General features: G+C 75.1%; 19 protein-coding genes. 12 read left to right on the top strand and 7 right to left on the bottom strand.

Annotated elements, in window-relative coordinates:
• Positions 1 to 6: 6 nt before the first annotated feature.
• The 3 genes from RM844_RS07135 to RM844_RS07125 all read left to right on the top strand — a co-directional run bounded on the left by RM844_RS07135 (position 7) and on the right by RM844_RS07125 (position 3,330).
• Positions 7 to 1,491, top strand: a complete 1,485-nt coding sequence (locus RM844_RS07135; RefSeq protein ID WP_311666036.1) for a lactate utilization protein B — start codon at positions 7 to 9, stop codon at positions 1,489 to 1,491.
• Complete coding sequence (locus RM844_RS07130) at positions 1,488 to 2,129, top strand: LutC/YkgG family protein (RefSeq protein ID WP_311666034.1); 642 nt, start codon at positions 1,488 to 1,490, stop codon at positions 2,127 to 2,129. Before RM844_RS07135 ends, RM844_RS07130 begins: the two co-directional genes overlap by 4 nt.
• A gap of 145 nt (positions 2,130 to 2,274) precedes the next feature.
• Complete coding sequence (locus tag RM844_RS07125; RefSeq protein ID WP_311666032.1) at positions 2,275 to 3,330, top strand: questin oxidase family protein; 1,056 nt, start codon at positions 2,275 to 2,277, stop codon at positions 3,328 to 3,330.
• 147 nt (positions 3,331 to 3,477) lie between these two features.
• Here the strand turns inward: RM844_RS07125 and RM844_RS07120 are convergent, their stop codons facing one another.
• Positions 3,478 to 4,446, bottom strand: coding sequence for a helix-turn-helix transcriptional regulator (locus RM844_RS07120; protein WP_311666030.1), 969 nt, complete (start codon positions 4,444 to 4,446; stop codon positions 3,478 to 3,480).
• Positions 4,447 to 4,556: 110 nt separating this feature from the next.
• Between RM844_RS07120 and RM844_RS07115 the strand changes: the two genes are divergently transcribed.
• Complete coding sequence (locus tag RM844_RS07115; RefSeq protein ID WP_311666028.1) at positions 4,557 to 4,970, top strand: VOC family protein; 414 nt, start codon at positions 4,557 to 4,559, stop codon at positions 4,968 to 4,970.
• Positions 4,971 to 4,995: 25 nt separating this feature from the next.
• Here the strand turns inward: RM844_RS07115 and RM844_RS07110 are convergent, their stop codons facing one another.
• The gene (locus RM844_RS07110; protein ID WP_311666026.1) at positions 4,996 to 5,538 is read right to left on the bottom strand and encodes an O-acetyl-ADP-ribose deacetylase; all 543 of its coding nucleotides are present in this window, start codon (positions 5,536 to 5,538) and stop codon (positions 4,996 to 4,998) included.
• A gap of 264 nt (positions 5,539 to 5,802) precedes the next feature.
• Here RM844_RS07110 and RM844_RS07105 point away from each other — a divergent pair, with 264 nt between their 5' ends.
• Positions 5,803 to 6,696 (top strand): class I SAM-dependent methyltransferase, encoded by an 894-nt coding sequence (locus RM844_RS07105; protein WP_311666024.1) that lies wholly within the window; start codon positions 5,803 to 5,805, stop codon positions 6,694 to 6,696.
• A gap of 57 nt (positions 6,697 to 6,753) precedes the next feature.
• Here RM844_RS07105 and RM844_RS07100 read toward each other — a convergent pair whose 3' ends face one another.
• Complete coding sequence (locus tag RM844_RS07100; protein ID WP_311666022.1) at positions 6,754 to 7,416, bottom strand: ThuA domain-containing protein; 663 nt, start codon at positions 7,414 to 7,416, stop codon at positions 6,754 to 6,756.
• 204 nt (positions 7,417 to 7,620) lie between these two features.
• Between RM844_RS07100 and RM844_RS07095 the strand changes: the two genes are divergently transcribed.
• The 6 genes from RM844_RS07095 to RM844_RS07070 all read left to right on the top strand — a co-directional run bounded on the left by RM844_RS07095 (position 7,621) and on the right by RM844_RS07070 (position 11,643).
• Positions 7,621 to 8,712 (top strand): DUF2332 domain-containing protein, encoded by a 1,092-nt coding sequence (locus RM844_RS07095; protein ID WP_311666020.1) that lies wholly within the window; start codon positions 7,621 to 7,623, stop codon positions 8,710 to 8,712.
• A gap of 4 nt (positions 8,713 to 8,716) precedes the next feature.
• Positions 8,717 to 9,145: a PPOX class F420-dependent oxidoreductase gene (locus tag RM844_RS07090; RefSeq protein ID WP_311666019.1), complete on the top strand. Its 429-nt coding sequence runs from the start codon at positions 8,717 to 8,719 to the stop codon at positions 9,143 to 9,145.
• Between the two features lie 54 nt (positions 9,146 to 9,199).
• Positions 9,200 to 9,589, top strand: a complete 390-nt coding sequence (locus tag RM844_RS07085; protein ID WP_311666017.1) for a VOC family protein — start codon at positions 9,200 to 9,202, stop codon at positions 9,587 to 9,589.
• Positions 9,590 to 9,688: 99 nt separating this feature from the next.
• Positions 9,689 to 10,090 (top strand): NUDIX hydrolase, encoded by a 402-nt coding sequence (locus RM844_RS07080; protein WP_311666015.1) that lies wholly within the window; start codon positions 9,689 to 9,691, stop codon positions 10,088 to 10,090.
• 87 nt (positions 10,091 to 10,177) lie between these two features.
• A complete protein-coding gene (locus RM844_RS07075; RefSeq protein WP_311666013.1) occupies positions 10,178 to 10,915 on the top strand; it encodes a class I SAM-dependent DNA methyltransferase in 738 nt (245 codons plus the stop codon).
• A 68-nt stretch (positions 10,916 to 10,983) separates the two neighbouring features.
• Entirely contained in the window at positions 10,984 to 11,643 is a 660-nt protein-coding gene (locus RM844_RS07070) for a TetR/AcrR family transcriptional regulator (RefSeq protein ID WP_311666158.1), read from the top strand.
• Between the two features lie 54 nt (positions 11,644 to 11,697).
• Here RM844_RS07070 and RM844_RS07065 read toward each other — a convergent pair whose 3' ends face one another.
• Both RM844_RS07065 and RM844_RS07060 read right to left on the bottom strand, forming a co-directional pair.
• A complete protein-coding gene (locus RM844_RS07065; protein WP_311666011.1) occupies positions 11,698 to 12,597 on the bottom strand; it encodes an alpha/beta hydrolase in 900 nt (299 codons plus the stop codon).
• Positions 12,598 to 12,720: 123 nt separating this feature from the next.
• Positions 12,721 to 14,646, bottom strand: a complete 1,926-nt coding sequence (locus RM844_RS07060) for an ABC transporter ATP-binding protein (RefSeq protein WP_311666009.1) — start codon at positions 14,644 to 14,646, stop codon at positions 12,721 to 12,723.
• 209 nt (positions 14,647 to 14,855) lie between these two features.
• Between RM844_RS07060 and RM844_RS07055 the strand changes: the two genes are divergently transcribed.
• Complete coding sequence (locus tag RM844_RS07055) at positions 14,856 to 16,433, top strand: phytoene desaturase family protein (protein ID WP_311666007.1); 1,578 nt, start codon at positions 14,856 to 14,858, stop codon at positions 16,431 to 16,433.
• 123 nt (positions 16,434 to 16,556) lie between these two features.
• On the opposite strand, the gene RM844_RS07050 is transcribed toward RM844_RS07055, so the two are convergent.
• The gene (locus RM844_RS07050) at positions 16,557 to 17,462 is read right to left on the bottom strand and encodes a carbohydrate ABC transporter permease (RefSeq protein ID WP_311666005.1); all 906 of its coding nucleotides are present in this window, start codon (positions 17,460 to 17,462) and stop codon (positions 16,557 to 16,559) included.
• Positions 17,459 to 18,376, bottom strand: a complete 918-nt coding sequence (locus RM844_RS07045) for a carbohydrate ABC transporter permease (RefSeq protein ID WP_311666003.1) — start codon at positions 18,374 to 18,376, stop codon at positions 17,459 to 17,461. Before RM844_RS07045 ends, RM844_RS07050 begins: the two co-directional genes overlap by 4 nt.
• Position 18,377 lies beyond the last annotated feature (1 nt).

The following is an 18,377-nucleotide window of genomic DNA, read 5'->3' as shown; positions in this document are numbered from 1 at the left end:
ACCGCGATGAGTGGGACGTATCTGGGCATGCCGGCGTTCCCCCGGGCCGCCGAGGCGGCCACCAGGAACGAGCAGCTACGGGCGAACCTGACGCACGCCACCCGCACCATCCGCGACAAGCGGGCGGCGGCGGTGGCCGAGCTGCCGGACTGGCAGCGGCTGCGGGCGGCCGGGGCGGCGATCAAGGACCGGACGCTGCGGCACCTGGACGGCTATCTGGAGCGGTTGGAGGAGGCGGTCACGGCCGCCGGCGGGCAGGTGCACTGGGCGGTCGACGCCGAGCAGGCCAACCGGATCGTGACCGAGCTGGTGCTGGCGACCGGGGAGCGCGAGGTCGTCAAGGTCAAGTCGATGGCCACCCAGGAGCTGGGCCTGAACGCGGCGCTGGAGCGCGCCGGGGTGCGGGCCTACGAGACGGACCTGGCGGAGCTGATCGTGCAGCTGGGCGACGACCTGCCGTCGCACATCCTGGTGCCGGCGATCCACCGGAACCGGCGGGAGATCCGGGACATCTTCCGGGAGAAGATGGGCGACTGGGGCCGGGCGGCGCCGGAGGGGCTGAGCGACCGGCCGGCGGACCTGGCGGAGGCGGCCCGGCTGCACCTGCGGCAGAAGTTCCTGGACGCCAAGGTCGGGATCTCCGGGGCGAACTTCATGGTGGCGGAGACCGGCACCATGGTGGTGGTGGAGTCCGAGGGCAACGGCCGGATGTGCCTGACGCTGCCGGAGACGCTGATCTCGGTGGTGGGCATCGAGAAGGTGGTGCCGACCTGGCAGGACCTGGAGGTGTTCCTCCAGCTGCTGCCGCGGTCCTCGACGGCGGAGCGGATGAACCCGTACACCTCGATGTGGACGGGCACCACGGACGGCGACGGGCCCGAGACGTTCCACCTGGTGCTGGTGGACAACGGGCGCACCGACACGCTGGCCGACGAGGTGGGCCGGCAGGCGTTGCGCTGCATCCGCTGTTCGGCCTGCCTGAACGTGTGCCCGGTGTACGAGCGGGCCGGCGGGCACGCCTACGGCTCGGCCTATCCGGGGCCGATCGGGGCCATCCTCACGCCGCAACTGCGGGGCGTGGACAGTCCGTTGGACGCGTCGCTGCCGTACGCCTCGTCGCTGTGCGGGGCGTGCTACGAGGTGTGCCCGGTGGCGATCGACATCCCCGAGGTGCTGGTGCACCTGCGGGAGCGGGTGGTGCAGGGCGGCGAGGTGACCGTCGGCGGCACCCGCACCCGGATCAGGCCGGCGCGCGGGCACGCCGCGGAGCGGGCCGCGATGCGGGCGGCCCGCTGGACGCTGGACCATCCGGGCGTGCTGCGCGCCGGGCAGCGGGCGGCCGGCCGGCTGCGGCGGCTGACGCCCCGGCGGCTGCCGGGCCCGGGCCGTGCCTGGTCCCAGACGCGGGACCTGCCGCCGCTGCCGGCGGAGCCGTTCCGCGAGTGGTGGCGAAGGACCCGGGGCGACGACGGTCAGGAGGCGGGTCGGTGAACGCGCGCGAGGTGGTGCTGGGCCGGGTGCGGCGGGCGTTGGCGGACGTGCCGCGCGAGGAGACGCCGGACCAGGTGCCGGTGGAGCGGACGTATCTGGAGAGTCACCGGCCGGCCGACGCGACGGAGCTGCTGGCGGAGAACCTGGCCGACTACCGGGCGCTGGTGCACCGGGCGACGGCGGCCGAGCTGCCGGCGCTGCTGGCCCGGCTGCTGGCGGAGCGGGGCGCGGCCTCGGTGCTGGTGCCGGCCGGGCTGCCGGCCGGCTGGCTGGCCGCGGTGCCGGAGTCGGTGCGCCGGGTGCCGGACGCGACGGCCGACACCGCGCACCGGCTGGACGCGGTGGACAGCGTGGTGACCGGCTGCGCGGTGGCCATCGCGGAGACCGGGACGCTCGTCCTGGACGGCGGCCCCGACCAGGGGCGGCGGCGGATCACCCTGGTCCCCGACCACCACGTGTGCGTGGTGCGGGTGCCGGAACAGGTGGTGGACTCGGTGCCGTTGGGGCTGCGCCGGCTGAGCCCCGAGCGGCCCATGACGTGGATCTCCGGCCCGTCGGCGACCAGCGACATCGAGCTGGACCGGGTGGAGGGGGTGCACGGGCCGCGCCGGCTGGACGTGGTGCTGCTCGGGCCCTGAGACCGGTCCGGGGCTTCTCCGACGGCGGAGCGGTACGGGCGGCCGGCCCGGGCGGGCTACGGCCGGGGGCCTACGTCGTTCGGCGGCGCCGGGCTCGTTCCCCGGACCGTTCCGGCGGGCGCGGGCCGGTGCGTACCGTCGCGGCATGGACGCGACACACGGGACGAGTCCCGACGGCACGCTGGACGAGGCGCTGCTGCGGCTGCACCGCTCCGGGCCCGAGTTCCAGGGCTGGCTCTCCAACCACGGGCCGATGGCGGTGGAGGCGCTGGTCCGGCACGGGCAGGCCGAACGGGTGCACCGCTGGCTCGACCGCTACCAGGGGCGGCTGGTCGAACGGCCGACGCCCAGGAGCCGGATCACCGCGGAGAACTGGCGGGAGCGGCTCGGCGACGCGCGCCATCTGGCGGACTGGTCCCGGTACTTCACCGAGCGGCTCGCGGAGCGGCCCTGGCGCGCGGTGCTCGCCGAGTGGTGGCCGCGGCTGCTGCCGGGCATCGCGGCGGGCGCGACGCACCCGGTGATCCGGGTCGGGCACGCGGTGCGGGTCCTGTTGACCGACGGGGAGTCGGCGCCCCGGTTGGCCGAGCTGGCCGAGGGGCTCGGCTACTGGGCCGCCCGGCACCAGCCGCTGCCGGCCGGGATCGAGCCGGTGGCCGCCGAGCCCGCGCCGGCCGCGGCGCTGCGCGCGGTGGCGCCGGTGCCGGACCGCTCGCTCGGCATCAACCACCGGCTGGGGCAGTTGACCACGCTGCCGGACTGGGGGGCGACCCTGCCGCCCGAGCCGGCGGCGGTCCGGGCCCGGCTGGCCGGGCTGGTGCGGGCGGCGGCCGGCCACTACGTGGCGCACGCGCCCGCCGGGCCGGTGATGCTGGTGCACGCGGTGACCGCGCCCAACGCGGTGCTGCGCACGCTGCCGGCGCTCCCCGAGCGGCTGTGGCGGCCGAGCGCGGCGGCGGCGTGGGCGGCGAGCGCCGCCGTGGTCGCCGCGTACGCGCCGGGGGGCGCGGGGGCGGCGCCGGCCGACGATGAGCCGGCCGCGCCGGCGCCCGACGAGGTCTTCGCGCGGGCCGCCGAGCACGGCGACGAGCACGCCATCAAGCTGGCCGACACCGTCGCCGACCTGCTGGCGGCCAGCCCCGACGACCCGCTGCCGGGCCGGGCGGTGCTCCGGGCGGTGACGCTGATCGAGCCCGACTGACCACCGGCCGCCGGCCGCCCGCGACCGGCCGGCTGCCCGCCGCAGGGGGGAGCCGCTGCCGGGCCGGGGCGTCGGGGGCGCGCCGGCCCGGGAGCGGACCACGCGCGGGAGCGGCGCGGCGTCGCCCGGGCCCCGGCCCCGGACGGTTCAGCCGCCCGGCCGGTCGCCCTCCGGTGGCACGCCGCCGGCCGCCGCCGCGCGGGCCGCCATCGCCCGCAGGGTGGCGCGCAGCTCGGGCGGGTCGAGCACGGTGAAGGGGAGGTCCAGGCTGAGGAGGAAGGCGGCGAGTTCGGGGAGGGAGGGACCGCCGGTCTCCAGCGTCCCGTCGTCGTGGAGCAGCCCGGCGGCGGGCGGCAGCAGTTCGGCCAGCCGTGCCAGCGGGGCGTGCAGGCGCACCCGGGCGGGGTGCCGCCAGGCGCGCGAGCCGGCCCCGCGCACCACCTCGGTGACGGCGTCCTCCGGGGGACGACGCGGGGTGAACCGGGGTCCGTTCGGCGTCCGCGGCCGGACCCGGTCGACGCGGAAGGTCCGCCAGTCGGCGCGGGCGGTGTCGAAGGCGAGCAGGTACCAGCGGTGTCCGGTGTGGACCAGCCGGTGTAGTTCGACGGTGCGGGTGTGGTGCGCCCCCTCGTGGTCGCGGTAGTCGAAGCGGAGGCCCTCGTGGTCGCGGATCGCCGCGGCGATGGCGGTCAGGGTGCCGGGGGCGACGGTGGGGCCGCGGCCGGTGACCGAGAGCGTGGCGGTGTCCAGGGCCTCGATCCGGCGGGCGAGCTGGGGCGGCAGCGTCCGCCGGAGCTTGGCGAGCGCGCGCGGTGCCGTCTCCTCGATGCCGGCGACCGTCCCGTTGGCGGCGGCGTGCAGGCTGACCGCCACGGCGACCGCCTCGTCGTCGTCGAGGAGCAGCGGCGGCACGGCCGTGCCGGCGCCGAGCCGGTAGCCGCCGGCCGTGCCGGAGGAGGAGTGGATCCGGTAGCCGAGGGTGCGCAGCCGCTCGATGTCGTTGCGGATGGTCCTGGTGGTCACCGACAGGCGGCCGGCGAGTTCGGGGCCCGACCACTCGGGGCGGGCCTGGAGCAGGGACAGCAGGCGGAGCAGCCGCACCGAGGTTTCCCACATCCCCGAAGTCTCGCAGCCTCGCGGAAAGCCACGTTCCGCGAGGGGTCCTAGCTTTTGACCGGGACGGACCGCGCCGACCGGAGCGCGGCGGACGAGAGGGCGTGCGGGGCATGCTGCGAGGGTTCACCACGATCAGCTACTGGGCGGACGACGTGCCGGCGGCCCGCGCCTGGTACACCGAACTGCTGGGCGTGGAGCCGTACTTCGAGCGTTCGGGGGCGGACGGGCGGCTCGCCTACGTGGAGTTCCGGGTCGGGGCCCGGCAGGACGAGCTGGGCCTCATCGACCGCGGCTACGCGCCGCGGGGCGCGGCGAACGGCCCCGGCGGGGTCGTCATGTACTGGCACGTGGACGACGTGCGGGCGGCCCTGGAGCGGGTGGTGTCCCTGGGCGCCACGCCCTACCAGGAGCTGGTCGAGCGCGAGGCGGGGTTCGTCACCGCGTCGGTGGTCGACCCCTTCGGCAACGTGCTCGGCCTCATGTACAGCCCCCACCACCTCGCGCTGGCGGCGGGGGCCGCGTGAGGGCGCCGCCGGCCGGCGGCGTCGGTCAGCCGGCCGGTGGCGCGTCGGGGGCCGTGGGCTGGGCCGGGTCGAAGGCCCGGTAGGCGCGGTCGTCGAAGAGTACGAACCGCAGCTCGGTGAAGGCCCCGCTGGCCGCCGCCGCGCGGCTGGCGGCGAGCGCGATCCGGGCGGCGTCGGCCAGCGGCCAGCGGTAGACGCCGGTGGAGATCGCGGGCAATGCCACGGTGCGGGCGCCGAGTTCGGCGGCGATCCGGAGCGACTCGCGGTAGCAGGAGGCGAGCAGCGCCGAGCGGTCCTCGGTGGTGGAGTGGACCGGGCCGACCGTGTGGATGACCCAGCGGGCCGGCAGCCGGCCGGCGGTGGTGGCGACGGCCTGGCCGGTGGGCAGCCCGCCGCCGAGGTGGGCGGCGCGCAGCTCGCGGCAGGCGGCGAGGATCTCCGGGCCGCCCCGGCGGTGGATCGCGCCGTCCACTCCCCCGCCGCCCAGCAGGCTGGAGTTGGCGGCGTTGACCACCGCGTCGACGTGCTGTTCGGTGATGTCGCCCCGCACCCGGGTGATGACCGTCATCGCCCCATCATGGCAGTCGGGCGTCCCGCCCGGACCGGCCGTCGTGGGCCGGTCCGGGCGGGACGCCCGTCAGGAGGCCACCGCCAGGGCGGTCCTGCCCGGGAGGCTGCTGGCGACCGCCTCGGCGGGTGCGGCGGGTCGGGACACCGTCCACGCTGAGCCGGATCGAGAACGGCCGACGGCGCCGCAACGCCTCGGGCCACCTTCTTGCCCCTTTGGCAACTGTTCGTGCGATCGGCGCATGACCAGCCCTACGGTGCGGAGATGACCCCAGCGCACCAGCACCCTCCCCAGCAGGGCAAAAGCCCCCACCACCGCGACCACGGCCTGGGCGGCCACCCGGAACACGACGACGCCGGCCAGGCGGAGATCCTCGACCTCGATGCCGAGGTGCTCGCCGAACACCTCGCCTCCCTCACCGCCTGGCTGCCGCTGCGGAACGCCCCGGGCCGGATCGTGGACCTGGGCTGCGGCACGGGGGCGGGCACCTTCGCGCTCCTCGACCGCTTCCCCGAGGCGCGCGTCACCGCCGTCGACACCTCGGCCGGACACCTGCGGCTGCTGCGCGAGAAGGCCCGCGCCCGCGGTGTCGAGGAGCGGGTGCGGACCGTGCGGGCCGACCTCGACACCCACCCCTGGCCCGCGTTGGGCACCCCGGACCTGGTGTGGGCGTCGGCCTCGATGCACCACCTGGCCCACCCCGACCGTGCCCTGGCCGCCGTCCACGAACTGCTCGCGCCCGGCGGCCTGTTCGCCGTCGTCGAGCTCGCGGGCTTCCCCCGCTTCCTGCCGCCGGACGCGCCCGGGGGCCGGCCGGGGCTCGAAGAGCGCGCCCACGCCGCGACGGACCGCTTCCACGCCGAACACGTCCCGCACCGCGGCGCCGACTGGGGCCCGATGCTCACCGCGGCCGGGTTCGCCGTCGAGGGCGAGCGCACCCTCACCGTGCGCGTCGAGGGTGACCGCGACCCGGCGATCGCTCGCTACGCCCACGGCAGCCTGCGGCGGATCCGTGGCGTGGCGGCACCCGCGCTCAGCCCGGAGGACCTCGCCGCACTCGACGCGCTTCTCGACCCCGACGGCCCGCACAGCGTCCTGCGCCGCGCGGACCTCGCCGTACGCACCGAGCGCAGCGTCTGGGCCGCCCGCCGCGCCTGAGGCCGGGCCGCGTCGGCGAGCCGGCGACGGGGCGGCACCGGGGAGAGCGGCCGGCGGTCAGGCGGCGCCGGTCGCCCACCGCAGGCCCCCGAGCAGGTGAGCGCGGAAGGCCGGGTCGGCGAAGGACTCCTCAGTGTGGCCGAGGGCGGTGTAGAAGGAGCGTCCGCCGGCCAGCTCGTGGCACCACACCAGCGGGTGGTCCGCGCCCATCCGGCCGCCCTCGTAGCTGGTCTCGTCGGCGCTGGCCAGCACCCGGACCCGGGGGCGCGGGTTGGTGGTGAAGTCGTACCACTCGTCGGTGAAGTCCCAGCGCGCCGGGAGGTGGGCGGTGGCCGGGTGCTGGTGGTCCTCGACGACGACGACGCCGGGCTGGAGCGCCGGGTGGCCGTCGAAGACCGCGCCGACCACGTGCTCGCCGAACCAGGGCCAGTCGTACTCGGTGGTGGAGGCGCCGTGCACTCCGACGAAGCCGCCGCCGGCGGCGAGGAACTCACGGAGCGTCCGGCGGCCGTCGTCGGTGAGCACCTCGCCGCTGGTGGAGAGGAAGACGACGGCCCGGGCGCCGGGCAGCGCGGCGGCGAGCTCGTCGGGGTCCTCGGTGGCCAGCGCGGTGAAGCCGGCCTCGGCGGCCAGCTCCTGGCAGGCGGCGACGCCGGTCGGGATCGACTCATGCCGGAACCCGGTGGTGCGGCTGTACACGATGATCCGCTCAACACTCATGTCGCCATCGTAGAAGGCGCTTACCACCCGGTCCGCCCGGTGCTCGGGGATCGGGACTGGTCTGCCCGGGAGCGCCATGATCGCCCGTTATCGGGGCACAGGAGTACGAGTGGGCCCTGGTCCGGGGGCTCTTGGCCCGATGCCTCTTCCCTTCGGCACCTGTGGGGCCCATGATCTTGGGCGACCCCCCAGTGAGGAGTACCGATGCCCCGTGAACATGTTGCCCGGGTCTTCCGACAGCAGGCGGGGGCCTGCGGTCGGCTCGGCTCCCCGCTCTACGCCGCGCTGCTGGAGCGGGCCGCACGGGACATCGAGTTGGGCGGGCCGTGTGCCGACACGGTCACCGACTACCACGCGGTGGCCGTGGACGACGCGCTGCCGCTGCGTTTCCTCGGCGGCGCGCACGCGCTGGCGCTGAGCGGGCGGGCGCCGGAGCTGGCCGCGCACCTGCCCAGCGCCGGCGGCGCGCTGACGCCCGACCGGCCGGACGCGGCCTGGCCGGCGCTGCGGGCGGTGATCACCGAGGAGCGGGACTGGATCCGCCGGTGGCTGACCAGGCCGCCGCAGACCAACGAGGTGGGCCGGTCCAACCTGCTGGTCGCGGCGCTGCTGCACACCGTCCCTACGCCGCAGCTGCCGGTGCGGCTCTTCGAACTGGGCTCCAGCGGCGGGCTGAACCTGCGGGCCGAGCAGTTCCGCTACGAGGCGGACCGGTACGCCTGGGGGCCGCTGGACTCGGCGGTGCGGCTGACCGACAGCTGGGCGCCCGAGGTGCCGCGCTGGCTGCGCGCCGGCGCCACCCGGCACCAGGCGCTGCGCGTCGTGGAGCGGCGCGGCTGCGACCCGGCGCCGATCGACCCGCTGTCGGCCGAGGGGTCGCTGGCGCTGCGCGCCTACGTCTGGCCGGACCAGCGGGAGCGGATGGCCCGGCTGGAGGGCGCGCTGCGGATAGCGGCCAAGGTGCCGGCGACGGTGCAGACCGCGGGGGCCGCCGAGTTCCTCTCCACGGTGGACGTGGAGCCGGGCACGCTGACGGTGGTCTGGCACTCGGTGATGCGCCAGTACGTGCCGGCCGACGAGTGGGTGGCGGTGGAGGCCGAGCTGGCCCGGCTCGCGGCCTCGGCGACGCCGGACGCGGGCTTCGCGCACCTGGCGTTCGAGCCGGGGCGGACCGACGACGGCGCGGCGTTCTGGCTGTCGGCCCGGGTGGGCACCGGCCCGGAGCGGCTGCTGGCCAGCGCTCACCCACATGGCCTGCCGGCCGATGGCCGGGTGGCGGCGCGGGGCGCACGATGAGCACATGACACACACGATGGAACGGGACGAGTGGCGGGCCTTCCTGGCCCACGGCACCAGAACCGGCAAGCTGTCCACGGTGCGCGCGAACGGCGGTCCGCATGTCGCGCCGGTGTGGTTCGTGCTGGACGGGGACGACGTGGTGCTGACCACGGGTCGGGAGACGGTGAAGGGGCACAACCTGGCACGGGACGGGCGGGTCGCCTTCTGTGTGGACCTCCAGGAGCCGCCGTTCGCCTTCGTGCTGGTCCAGGGGCGCGCCGAACTCTCGGACGACCCGGACGAGTTGCTCGCCTGGGCGACCCGGATCGGGGCACGCTACATGGGGCAGGAGCGGGGCGCGGAGTTCGGTCAGCGGAACGCCGTGCCGGGTGAGGTGCTGGTGCGGGTCCGGCCGGAGCACGTGGTGGCGCAGGCGGACCTGACCGGCTGACCCGCCGCCCGGCACGTCCACGGGGATCGCCCGACCAGGACCTACGCTCGGGGCATGGCTCCCGCGCGATTCAAGGATCTGGCGCTCGACGCCGTCGATCACCTGGCCCTCGCCGACTGGTGGTGTGCCGCCCTGGGCTACCAGCGCCGGCACCAGGAGGGGAACGGGCACTGGCCGGCGGACTGGCCGGTGCCGATCCACGACCCGCTGGGCGAGGGCCCGCTGATCTGGATCAACCCGGTGCCGGAGGCCAAGGCGGGCAAGAACCGGATGCATCTCGACGTCTGGGGCGACACCGCTGAGCTGCTGGCCCTGGGCGCCACCCTGTTGCGGCGCAGCGGCGGCGCCACCGAGTCCTGGGACGTGCTGGCCGATCCGGAGGGCAACGAGTTCTGCGTCTTCCCGCCGGAGCCGCCGCCGGTGGTGCGTACCTCGGTCCGGTGATCCCCCGCCCCGCCCGGCCGGCCGCCGCCGGGCGCGTGACACCATCGTCCGGCGCGTGGCCGAGCGGGACACGACCGGGAGCAGTGGGAGGCGGGAGCGGTGACAGCGTTGATCGACACCGTGGCATGGGTGCACCTTGAGGACGCGAAGATCCTGGGTGCGCGTTCGAAGGGGAAAGACGTTTTCTATATTCCGGGCGGCAAGCGTGCCCCCGGGGAGAGCGATCTGGAGACCCTGACGCGGGAGGTCCGCGAGGAGCTGACCGTGGAGATCGACCCGGCGACGGCGCGGCACGTGGGCACCTACACGGCGGCGGCGCACGGGCATCCGGCGGGCACCCTGGTCCGGATGGCCTGCTACACCGCCGACTACCGGGGCACCCTGACGGCCAGCAGCGAGATCGAGGAGATCGCCTGGTTGGCGCTGGCCGACCGGGAGCGCACCGCCCCGGTGGACCACGCGGTCTTCGACGACCTGGCGCGCGCGGGCCGGCTGCGCTGAGGCACCCCGCCCCCGGTCGGGCAAAAGACCCTCCCGCGCGGCGGAAATGGGGGGCGGCGGCCCGGCGGGGCCGGTTATCTTCGCCAAGTGGACGATCCTGACGGTTACTTCGGTGCGGCGGTCGCCGCGGGTTATGACGAGGCGTCGGCCGCGGAGTTCCAGCCCGAGACGCTGACCCCGACGGTGGAGCTGCTGGCCGGGCTGGCCGGCGGCGGGCGGGTGCTGGAGCTGGGGGTGGGCACCGGGCGGGTCGCGCTGCCGCTGGTGGCGCGCGGGGTGCCGGTGGCCGGCATCGACCTGTCGCGGGCGATGGTCGCCCGGCTCCGGGCCAAGCCGGGCGGCGCGGCGGTGGACGTCACCATCGGGGACTTCGCGACGGTCCGGGCCGGGAGCGACTTCACCCTCGCCTACCTGGTCTTCAACACGATCATGAACCTGACCACCCAGGAGGCGCAGGTCGACTGCTTCCGCACGGTGGCCGCCCAGCTGGCACCCGGGGGGCGGTTCCTCGTCGAGGTGATGGTTCCCGATCTGCGGCGGCTCCCGCCCGGGCAGACGGCGGTGCCGTTCCGGACCGGGCCGGGGCGGTGGGCGTACGACCACTACGACGTGGCGACCCAGCGGATGAGTTCGAACTACCTGGACGTGGCCGCCGGGCAGTCCGCGTTCCGCTCGATCCCGTTCCGGTACGTGTGGCCGGCGGAGCTGGACCTGATGGCCCGGCTGGCCGGGCTGCGGCTGGCGGACCGCTGGGCGGGCTGGCGGCGGGAGCCGTTCACCCACGAGAGCACCCGGCACGTCTCGGTCTGGGAGAAGCCGGCCTGACCACCGGGCCACGACCGGCCCGGCCCGGGCGCGAGTACCATGAGGGCCGGTTGGCGAAGGGCGGCGAGGTGGCCGGGGCACGGATCGACGGGCGGGTCGAGCGGGGGAACCAGTCCCGCCGGCTGGTGCTCGGGCGGACGATGGAGATCGCCTCGGTGGAGGGGCTCGACGGGCTCTCGATCGGCCGGATCGCCACCGAGCTGGGGCTGAGCAAGAGTGGCGTCTTCGCCCTCTTCGGCTCCAAGGAGGAGTTGCAGCTGGCCACCGTCCGCGCGGCCCGGGCGGTCTTCGTCCAGCGGATCGCGCGGCCGGCCGAGGAGGCGCCGCCCGGGCTGGGCCGGGTGTGGCGGGTCTGCGCCGGCTATCTCTCCTACTCGCGGGAGCGGGTCTTCCCCGGCGGCTGCTTCTTCACCACGGTGGCCGCCGAGTTCAGCTCGCGCACCGGGCCGGTGCGGGACGCGGTGGCGGGGGCCCGGGAGGAGTGGATCGGCTATGTGCGCGGGGTGCTGGCCGGCGCGCAGGCGGCGGGCGAGCTGGCGCCGGACTGCGAAGTACCGCAGCTGGCCTTCGAGTTGGTGGCGCTGTTGGAGATGGCCAACGGAGACTCGGTGCTGCACCGGGACCACGGGGGCTACCGGCGGGCGGCCCGGGCCATCCACGCCCGGCTGACCGCGGCCGCCGGCGCCGGCCCGGTCACCCTGCCCGCGCTGGGCCCGGAGTTCGCCTGACCACGTGCCGGCCCGGGGCGGCGGCCCGCCCTCCCGGGGCGGGCCGGGCGCGGGTCAGTGGGCCGGCTGGGTGGACCGCTGGTCGACGTCGCCGCCGACCAGGGCGAAGGCGGTGACGGCCGCGACCACCTCCGGGTCGGCGAGGATCCGGTTGTGGCCCAGGCCGCGGGTGAGCAGCCCGTCGGCGCGGCCGGCGAAGGTGGCCAGCAGCAGCCGCGCCTGATCCACATTGACCACCCGGTCCTCCTCGTCGTGCACCACCATCAGCGGCAGGGTGAGCCGCTCGGGCCGGTGGGTGGCGGAGAGGGTGCGCAGCGCGTCCGGCACGTCGGGCAGGACACGGCGCTCCAGCCGGCTCCGCAGCGCGCGCCTGGCCCGGGTGCCCAGCCGGAGCAGGGCGCAGAAGTCGTTCAGGACGCGCTCGAACTCGGCGGGCGCCGCGATGGTGACCAGCCGGTCGGCGAGCCGCCGGCCGTCCGCGCCGGCCTCGGCCAGCGTGTAGCTGGCGGCCAGGCCGCCGAGCGAGTGGCCGACGACGGCCTGGAACGGCCCGTGGTCGTGGGCCAACCGCTCGATGACGGCCCGGAGTTCGAGCAGGTCGGTGCCGGTGCCGGCGGATTCGCCGTGGCCCGGCGCGTCGAAGGCGAGCACCGACTCGCCGCGGGCGAGCAGCGCCTCGACCAGCGGGGCGAACCGGGCGGCCCGGAACCGCCAGCCGTGCACCAGCAGCACCGGGCGGGGCCCGGTGCCCCAGCGGTAGACGGCCACCTCGGTGCCGGCCACCGCCAGCCGGCCGGCCGTGGCCTTGGCCATGGTCGACCGCTCGGCCGGCCGCACCGGGAGCCGGCTGGTGGCGCGCCGGAAGACGGCGAACGCGGCGCGCCCGGCGAGGCCGGGGGCGAGGTGCGCGGTGGTGTTGAGTGTCGCGCTGATCAGCGCGGGCCCTGGCCGCATGGTGTGGTCTCCCGAGAACGGTGGTGGGGTCTGCCGGCGATGCTCGACGGCGAGATTTTAGCACGACCGTTCGCACAGTTTTATGGTCGGACCACCGCCCGCCGGTCAGCCGGCGGGCGGTGGTCAGGGGGTCAACTCGGCGGCCGGCGTGCCGTCCTGAGACACCGAACGGTCGGCCCCCGCCCCGTTCCTCCTACCGCGCCGCGCCGGCTCGGCGTGGGAGGAGTCGGCGTGGGAGGAGTCGGCGGGCGCGGTGTCGGGGTGCGTCGACTCCCGGCGCACCAGGGCCGCGTACCGGCCGCCGAGGGCCAGCAGCTCCGCGTGGGTGCCGCGCTCGGCGATCCGGCCGGCGTCCAGCAGCACGATCTGGTCGGCGTCCCTGACGGTGGAGAGCCGGTGCGCGATGGTGATCACCGTGCGGCCGGCGGCCAGCGCGTCGACGGCCCGCTGCACGGCCAGCTCGGTGCGGGTGTCCAGCGCGCTGGTCGCCTCGTCGAGCACCAGCACCGGCGGGTCCCGCAGGATGGTGCGGGCCAGCGCGAGGCGCTGCTTCTCGCCCCCGGAGAAGCGGTAGCCGCGCTCCCCCACCACGGTCTCGTAGCCGTCGGGCAGCGCCGCGATGTGCTCGTGGATCTGCGCGGCGCGGGCGGCGTCCTCCAACTCCCGCTGGGTGGCGTCCGGTTTGGCGAAGCGCAGGTTCTCGGCGATCGAGGCGTGGAAGAGGTAGGTCTCCTGGGAGACCACGCCCACCGAGGCGGCCAGCGAGGCGAAGTCGAGGTCCCGCACGTCCACCCCGTCGACGGTGACCCGGCCCTCGGTCACGTCGTAGAGCCGCGGCACCAGGTACCCCAGGGTGGACTTGCCGGCCCCGGTGGCCCCGACCACCGCCAGCGAGCTGCCGGCCGGGACGGTCAACTCAATCCCGTCCAGGGTGGGTTGGGCAGCCGGGTCGTACCGGAAGGAGACCCGGTCGAAGACCACCTCGCCCCGGGCGCGCCCCAGCCGCACCGGGTCGGGCCGCTCCGTGATGTCCACCGGCAGGTCCAGGTACTCGAAGACGCGCTGGAAGAGGGCGAGCGAGGCCTGGATGTCGACGCCGGTGGAGAGCAGCGAGGTGGCCGGCCGCAGCAGCCCCTGCTGGAGGCCGACGAAGGCGACCAGGGTGCCGATCGACGGCGGGGAGCCGCCCAGCTGCGCGAGCGCGCCGGCCGACCAGTAGAGCAGCGGCGGGATGGCGCCCATGATCATGCCGATGGTGGCCATCCGCCAGCGGCCGGCCATGCTGGCCCGCACCTCCAGCGCGACCAGCTTCTCCGACTCGTCGGCGAACCGCCCGGTGAGCGTCTCGGCCCGGCCCATGGTGCGGCCCAGCAGGATGCCGCTGACCGACAGGGACTCGGTGACCAGCGCCGCCATCTGCGCCATCTGGCGCTGCCGCTGGGCGGTGATCCGCTTCCGCTCGCGGCCCACCCGGCGGGCGATCCAGACGAAGAACGGCAGCAGCGCCACGGAGATCAGGGTCAGCCGCCAGTCCAGCGCCAGCATGGCGACCAGGGTCGCGGTCACCGCGGTGACGTTGGAGACCAGCGAGGTGGCCGTGGAGGTGACGGTGGCCTGCATGCCGCCGATGTCGCCGGCGATCCGGGACTGCACCTCCCCGGTGCGGGTGCGGGTGAAGAAGGCCAGCGGCATCAGCTGGAGCTTGGCGTAGACGGCGGTCCGCAGGTCGTGCATGACGCGCTGGCCGACGGTGGTGGAGATCAGCGTCTGGAGGACCCCGAAGACGCTGCTGACCACGGTCGCGGCGACCATGCCGAGGGCCAGCAGGGTGAGCAGTCCGGTGTCGCGCCCGGGCAGCGCCACGTCGATGATCTCGCGCAGCAGGAACGGGGAGGCGACGGCGACCAGCGAGGAGGCGGCGACCAGCAGGCCCACCACGCCGAGCCGCCCCCGGTAGGGCCGGAAGAGACGGAGGATGCGACGGATCTCGTGCGGCTGCCCCGGCTCGGCGGTGGCCGGCTGGGGAGCGTGGGGTTCGTGGTGGGGCATGGCTCCTTCGGTGGTGCGGCGGGTTTCGGTGGTTCGGTGGGCCAGGGATCGCTTCGGCGGGGTGGCGGATTCCGGTGGTCCGGGTGGTCCGCTGGTGCGGGTGGGTGTGACGACCCTCCAGCGTACGACCGGGCGACGGACCGGCGCGGGGTATGGCGGGGATCGGGCGGCCCGCTGGTCGAAAGGCGGTCTCCGTGTTACCAAGAGCCATGCCCACAAGCGCGCGCTACGACGTGGTGATCGTGGGCGGTGGCCACAACGGGCTGGTCGCCGCCGCCTATCTGGCCCAGGCCGGCCGCCGGGTGGTGGTGCTGGAGCGGCTGGCCGACACCGGCGGCGCCGCCGTCTCCTCGACGCCGTTCCCCGGGGTGGCCGCCCGGCTGTCGCGGTTCGCCTACCTGGTCAGCCTGCTGCCCCAGCACATCGTGCGGGACCTGGGGCTACGGCTGGAGCTGCGGCGGCGGTCCGTCGCCTCCTACACCCCGACCGTGCGCCGGGGCGCGCCGACCGGCCTGCTGGTCGGGGACGGCGAGAGCCGGGTGCGGGAGTCCTTCGCCCGGCTCACCGGGGACGACCGGGAGTACACGGCCTGGCGCGACTTCTACGCCGGCACCACGCGGCTGGCCGGCCGGGTCTTCCCGACGCTGACCGAGCCGCTGCCCAGCCGTGCCGAGCTGCGGGCCAGGGTCGGGGACGACGCCCTGTGGTCGGCGGTCTTCGAGCGTCCGCTGGGCGAGACGATCGAGGCGACCTTCACCGACGACCTGGTCCGCGGCGTGGTCCTCACCGACGCGCTGATCGGCACCTTCGCGGACGCGCACGACCGCTCGCTGCTACAGAACCGCTGCTTCCTCTACCACGTGATCGGGCAGGGCACCGGGGACTGGGACGTGCCGGTGGGCGGCATGGGCGCGGTGACCCGGGCGCTCGCCGACGCGGCGCGGGCGGCCGGCGCCGAGCTCGCCACCGGGCACGAGGTCACCGGCCTGGCGACGGACGGCCGCGCGGCCGAGGTGGCCTACCGGGCCGGCGAGGAGGAGGGGGTGCTGGGCGCCGGGACGGTGCTGGTCAACGCCTCGCCCACGGAGCTGGCCCGGCTGCTGGACGAGCCGGCCCCGACACCGCCCGAGGGCGCGCAGTTCAAGGTGAACATGCTGCTCAAGCGGCTGCCGAGGCTGCGTGACCCGGCGGTCGACCCGCGGGAGGCGTTCGCCGGCACCTTCCATGTGGCGGAGGGCTACGCCGAGTTGACCACCGCCTACCGGGAGGCGGCGGCGGGCCGGCTGCCGGCGGCACCGCCGAGCGAGGTGTACTGCCACTCGCTGACCGATCCGACGATCCTCTCCCCCGAGCTGGCCGCCGCCGGCTACCAGACGCTGACTCTGTTCGGGCTGCACACCCCGGCGCGGCTCTTCGCGGGCGACACGGAGCACCAGCGCCGGACCCGGGAGAAGCTGCTCACGGACACCCTGGCGACGCTGGACCGGCAGCTGGCGGAGCCGATCGCCGACTGCCTGGCGCTGGACGCGGCGGGCCGGCCGTGCCTGGAGGCGAAGACCCCGCTGGACCTGGAGCGTGAGCTGCGGCTGCCCGGCGGTCACATCTTCCACGGCGACCTGGCCTTCCCCTACCGTGACCCGGCGGCCGACCCGGCCGACCCGGCCGCCCGCTGGGGCGTGGCCACCGGCCACCGGAACGTGCTGCTGTGCGGCGCGGGCGCGGTCCGCGGCGGCGGAGTCAGCGGCGTCGGCGGCCACAACGCGGCGATGGCGGTGCTGGGGCGGTAGCGGACGCGGGCTGGTGGGCGCGGCGGGGGCGGACGACCGGGGGGACGGCCGGCCGTCCCCCCGGGACGGTGCCCTGGGCGGCACCGTCCCGGGGGGCCGCTGACCTCCCGGGCGGACGGCGCGTTACTTGACGGCCCCCGCGGTCAGGCCGGCGATGACCTGGCGTTGCAGCACGAGGAACAGCGCGATGGGGACCAGCATGATGATGGTGGCTCCGGCCATCGCCCCGGTGATGTTGAAGCCGAACTGCGACTTGAAGCCCGCCAGGGCCAGTTGGACGTTCTGGTTGTCCTGCGTCGCGATCAGCAGGTTCGCGAAGAAGAACTCGTTCCAGATCTTGACGAACGCCACGACGGACACGGTGGCGACGGCTGGTCGGGCGAGGGGCAGGATGATGCGCCGCAGCGTGGTGAAGTATCCGGCGCCGTCGATGAGGGCGGCCTCCTCGACCTCCGGGGGGAGGGACAGCAGGAAGGAACGCAGCACGATGAAGGAGAACGGGAACTCCAGCGCCGTGTAGAGGATCACCATCCCGATGCGGGAGTCGAACATGCCCAGCTCGCGCACGACGAAGAACACCGGGGTGGCGAGCCCGACCAGGGGGACGGCCAGCGCCAGGGAGAACATGGCGACCAGGAAGTGCTTGCCGAAGAACGAGTAGCGGGCGAGTGGATAGGCGGCCAGGAAAGCCACGGAGACCGCGCCGACCGTGCCGCCGACGGCGTACAGCAGGGTGTTGAACACGTAGGTGTGCAGCCGGATCTCGGTGAACACGTCGAGGTAACCCTGGAGGGTCACCGGTGCGGGGAGGACCCCCTCGCCGGAGTAGATCTGTGGGCCGGTCTTGATGGAGGACAGCATCACCCACGCCGTGGGCAGCAGCGACAGCAGCGTGACCAGGGCGAGGAAGCCGTAGATGAGCACCAGGGCCCGTGGGCGTGGCAGGGTGCGCCGCCGGCCGCTGCGCCGGGGGTGGACGGGCGCCGCCCCGGCGTCGGTCGGGGCCTTGGTGGACGGGGTGGCGGTCACAGGGCTCGCTCTCCGATCCGGAAGACGCGTCGCACCGTGACGATGAGCGTGGCGCCCAGGAGCAGGATCACGGAGCCGACGGCGTTGGCGTATCCCCACTGTCCGTGGAGGTAGGAGCGGTAGGCGTACAGAGCGAGGGTGGTGGTGGCGTCGTTCGGGCCACCGGCGGTCAGGATGTAGACGAGGTCGAACATGCCGATGTCGACCAGGAGCCGCACCAGGATGACGGTGCCGATGATGTTGCGCAGCAGCGGAAGCACGATGAACAGCTGCCGCTGGACCAGGCTCGCGCCGTCCGCCTCGGCGGCCTCCAGCAGCTCGGCGGGGATGGCGGCCACCTCCGCCATGACGGCCACCACGACGAATCCGATGATGAAGACGAAGGTGCCGGCCACGGCCCAGCGCGCGGTCCCGCTGTCGAACAGCCAGTCGCGGGTGCCGCCCGTGACGGGGCCGAGCAGGTTGTTCAGCAGTCCGTAGGACGGGTTGTAGAACATCGAGAAGACCAGCGCGTACGCGGCCCCGGAGATCACGAACGGGATGAAGATCACCGTGCGGAAGACCGTCCAGCCGGGCATCCGCAGGGCGAGGGTCATGCCGACGGCCACGCCGAGCGGCACCTGGATGAGCATGGACGCGGCGCAGTAGAAGAGCGTGTTGCGGACGGACTTCCAGAACACCGGGTCGGAGAGCAGCCGGTCGTAGTTGTCCCAGCCGGTGAACGCGAAGTCCACTCCGTCCCAGCGGGCGAACGTCGTGACGGCCAGCACGCCGAGCGGCACCAGGAAGAACAGGGCGAACAGGACGAGGGCGGGCAGGATCGAGAGGGCGACGGGGCCCCGCATGGCGGGGGGAACGCGGGCCTCGGCGGACCGCTGGAGCGTCCGCCGCCGTTCCTGGCGGGTGGTTCGCACG

It is taken from the genome of Streptomyces chisholmiae, from assembly GCF_031845445.1.
GTDB classification, from domain to species: Bacteria; Actinomycetota; Actinomycetes; order Streptomycetales; family Streptomycetaceae; genus Streptomyces; species Streptomyces chisholmiae.
Note: the sequence above shows the minus strand (reverse complement) of the source record. Positions and strands in the feature narration are given on the sequence as shown.

What these genes read in the sequence shown, in the direction of transcription:
- RM844_RS07055 (WP_311666007.1), top strand. Translation starts at nt 14,856, where the DNA reads ATGCCCACAAGCGCGCGCTACGACGTGGTGATCGTGGGCGGTGGCCAC.
- RM844_RS07125 (WP_311666032.1), top strand. Translation starts at nt 2,275, where the DNA reads ATGGACGCGACACACGGGACGAGTCCCGACGGCACGCTGGACGAGGCG.
- RM844_RS07085 (WP_311666017.1), top strand. Translation starts at nt 9,200, where the DNA reads ATGGCTCCCGCGCGATTCAAGGATCTGGCGCTCGACGCCGTCGATCAC.
- RM844_RS07105 (WP_311666024.1), top strand. Translation starts at nt 5,803, where the DNA reads ATGACCCCAGCGCACCAGCACCCTCCCCAGCAGGGCAAAAGCCCCCAC.
- RM844_RS07060 (WP_311666009.1), bottom strand. Translation starts at nt 14,646, where the DNA reads ATGCCCCACCACGAACCCCACGCTCCCCAGCCGGCCACCGCCGAGCCG.
- RM844_RS07135 (WP_311666036.1), top strand. Translation starts at nt 7, where the DNA reads ATGAGTGGGACGTATCTGGGCATGCCGGCGTTCCCCCGGGCCGCCGAG.
- RM844_RS07115 (WP_311666028.1), top strand. Translation starts at nt 4,557, where the DNA reads ATGCTGCGAGGGTTCACCACGATCAGCTACTGGGCGGACGACGTGCCG.
- RM844_RS07120 (WP_311666030.1), bottom strand. Translation starts at nt 4,446, where the DNA reads ATGTGGGAAACCTCGGTGCGGCTGCTCCGCCTGCTGTCCCTGCTCCAG.
- RM844_RS07065 (WP_311666011.1), bottom strand. Translation starts at nt 12,597, where the DNA reads ATGCGGCCAGGGCCCGCGCTGATCAGCGCGACACTCAACACCACCGCG.
- RM844_RS07100 (WP_311666022.1), bottom strand. Translation starts at nt 7,416, where the DNA reads ATGAGTGTTGAGCGGATCATCGTGTACAGCCGCACCACCGGGTTCCGG.
- RM844_RS07095 (WP_311666020.1), top strand. Translation starts at nt 7,621, where the DNA reads ATGCCCCGTGAACATGTTGCCCGGGTCTTCCGACAGCAGGCGGGGGCC.
- RM844_RS07090 (WP_311666019.1), top strand. Translation starts at nt 8,717, where the DNA reads ATGACACACACGATGGAACGGGACGAGTGGCGGGCCTTCCTGGCCCAC.
- RM844_RS07110 (WP_311666026.1), bottom strand. Translation starts at nt 5,538, where the DNA reads ATGACGGTCATCACCCGGGTGCGGGGCGACATCACCGAACAGCACGTC.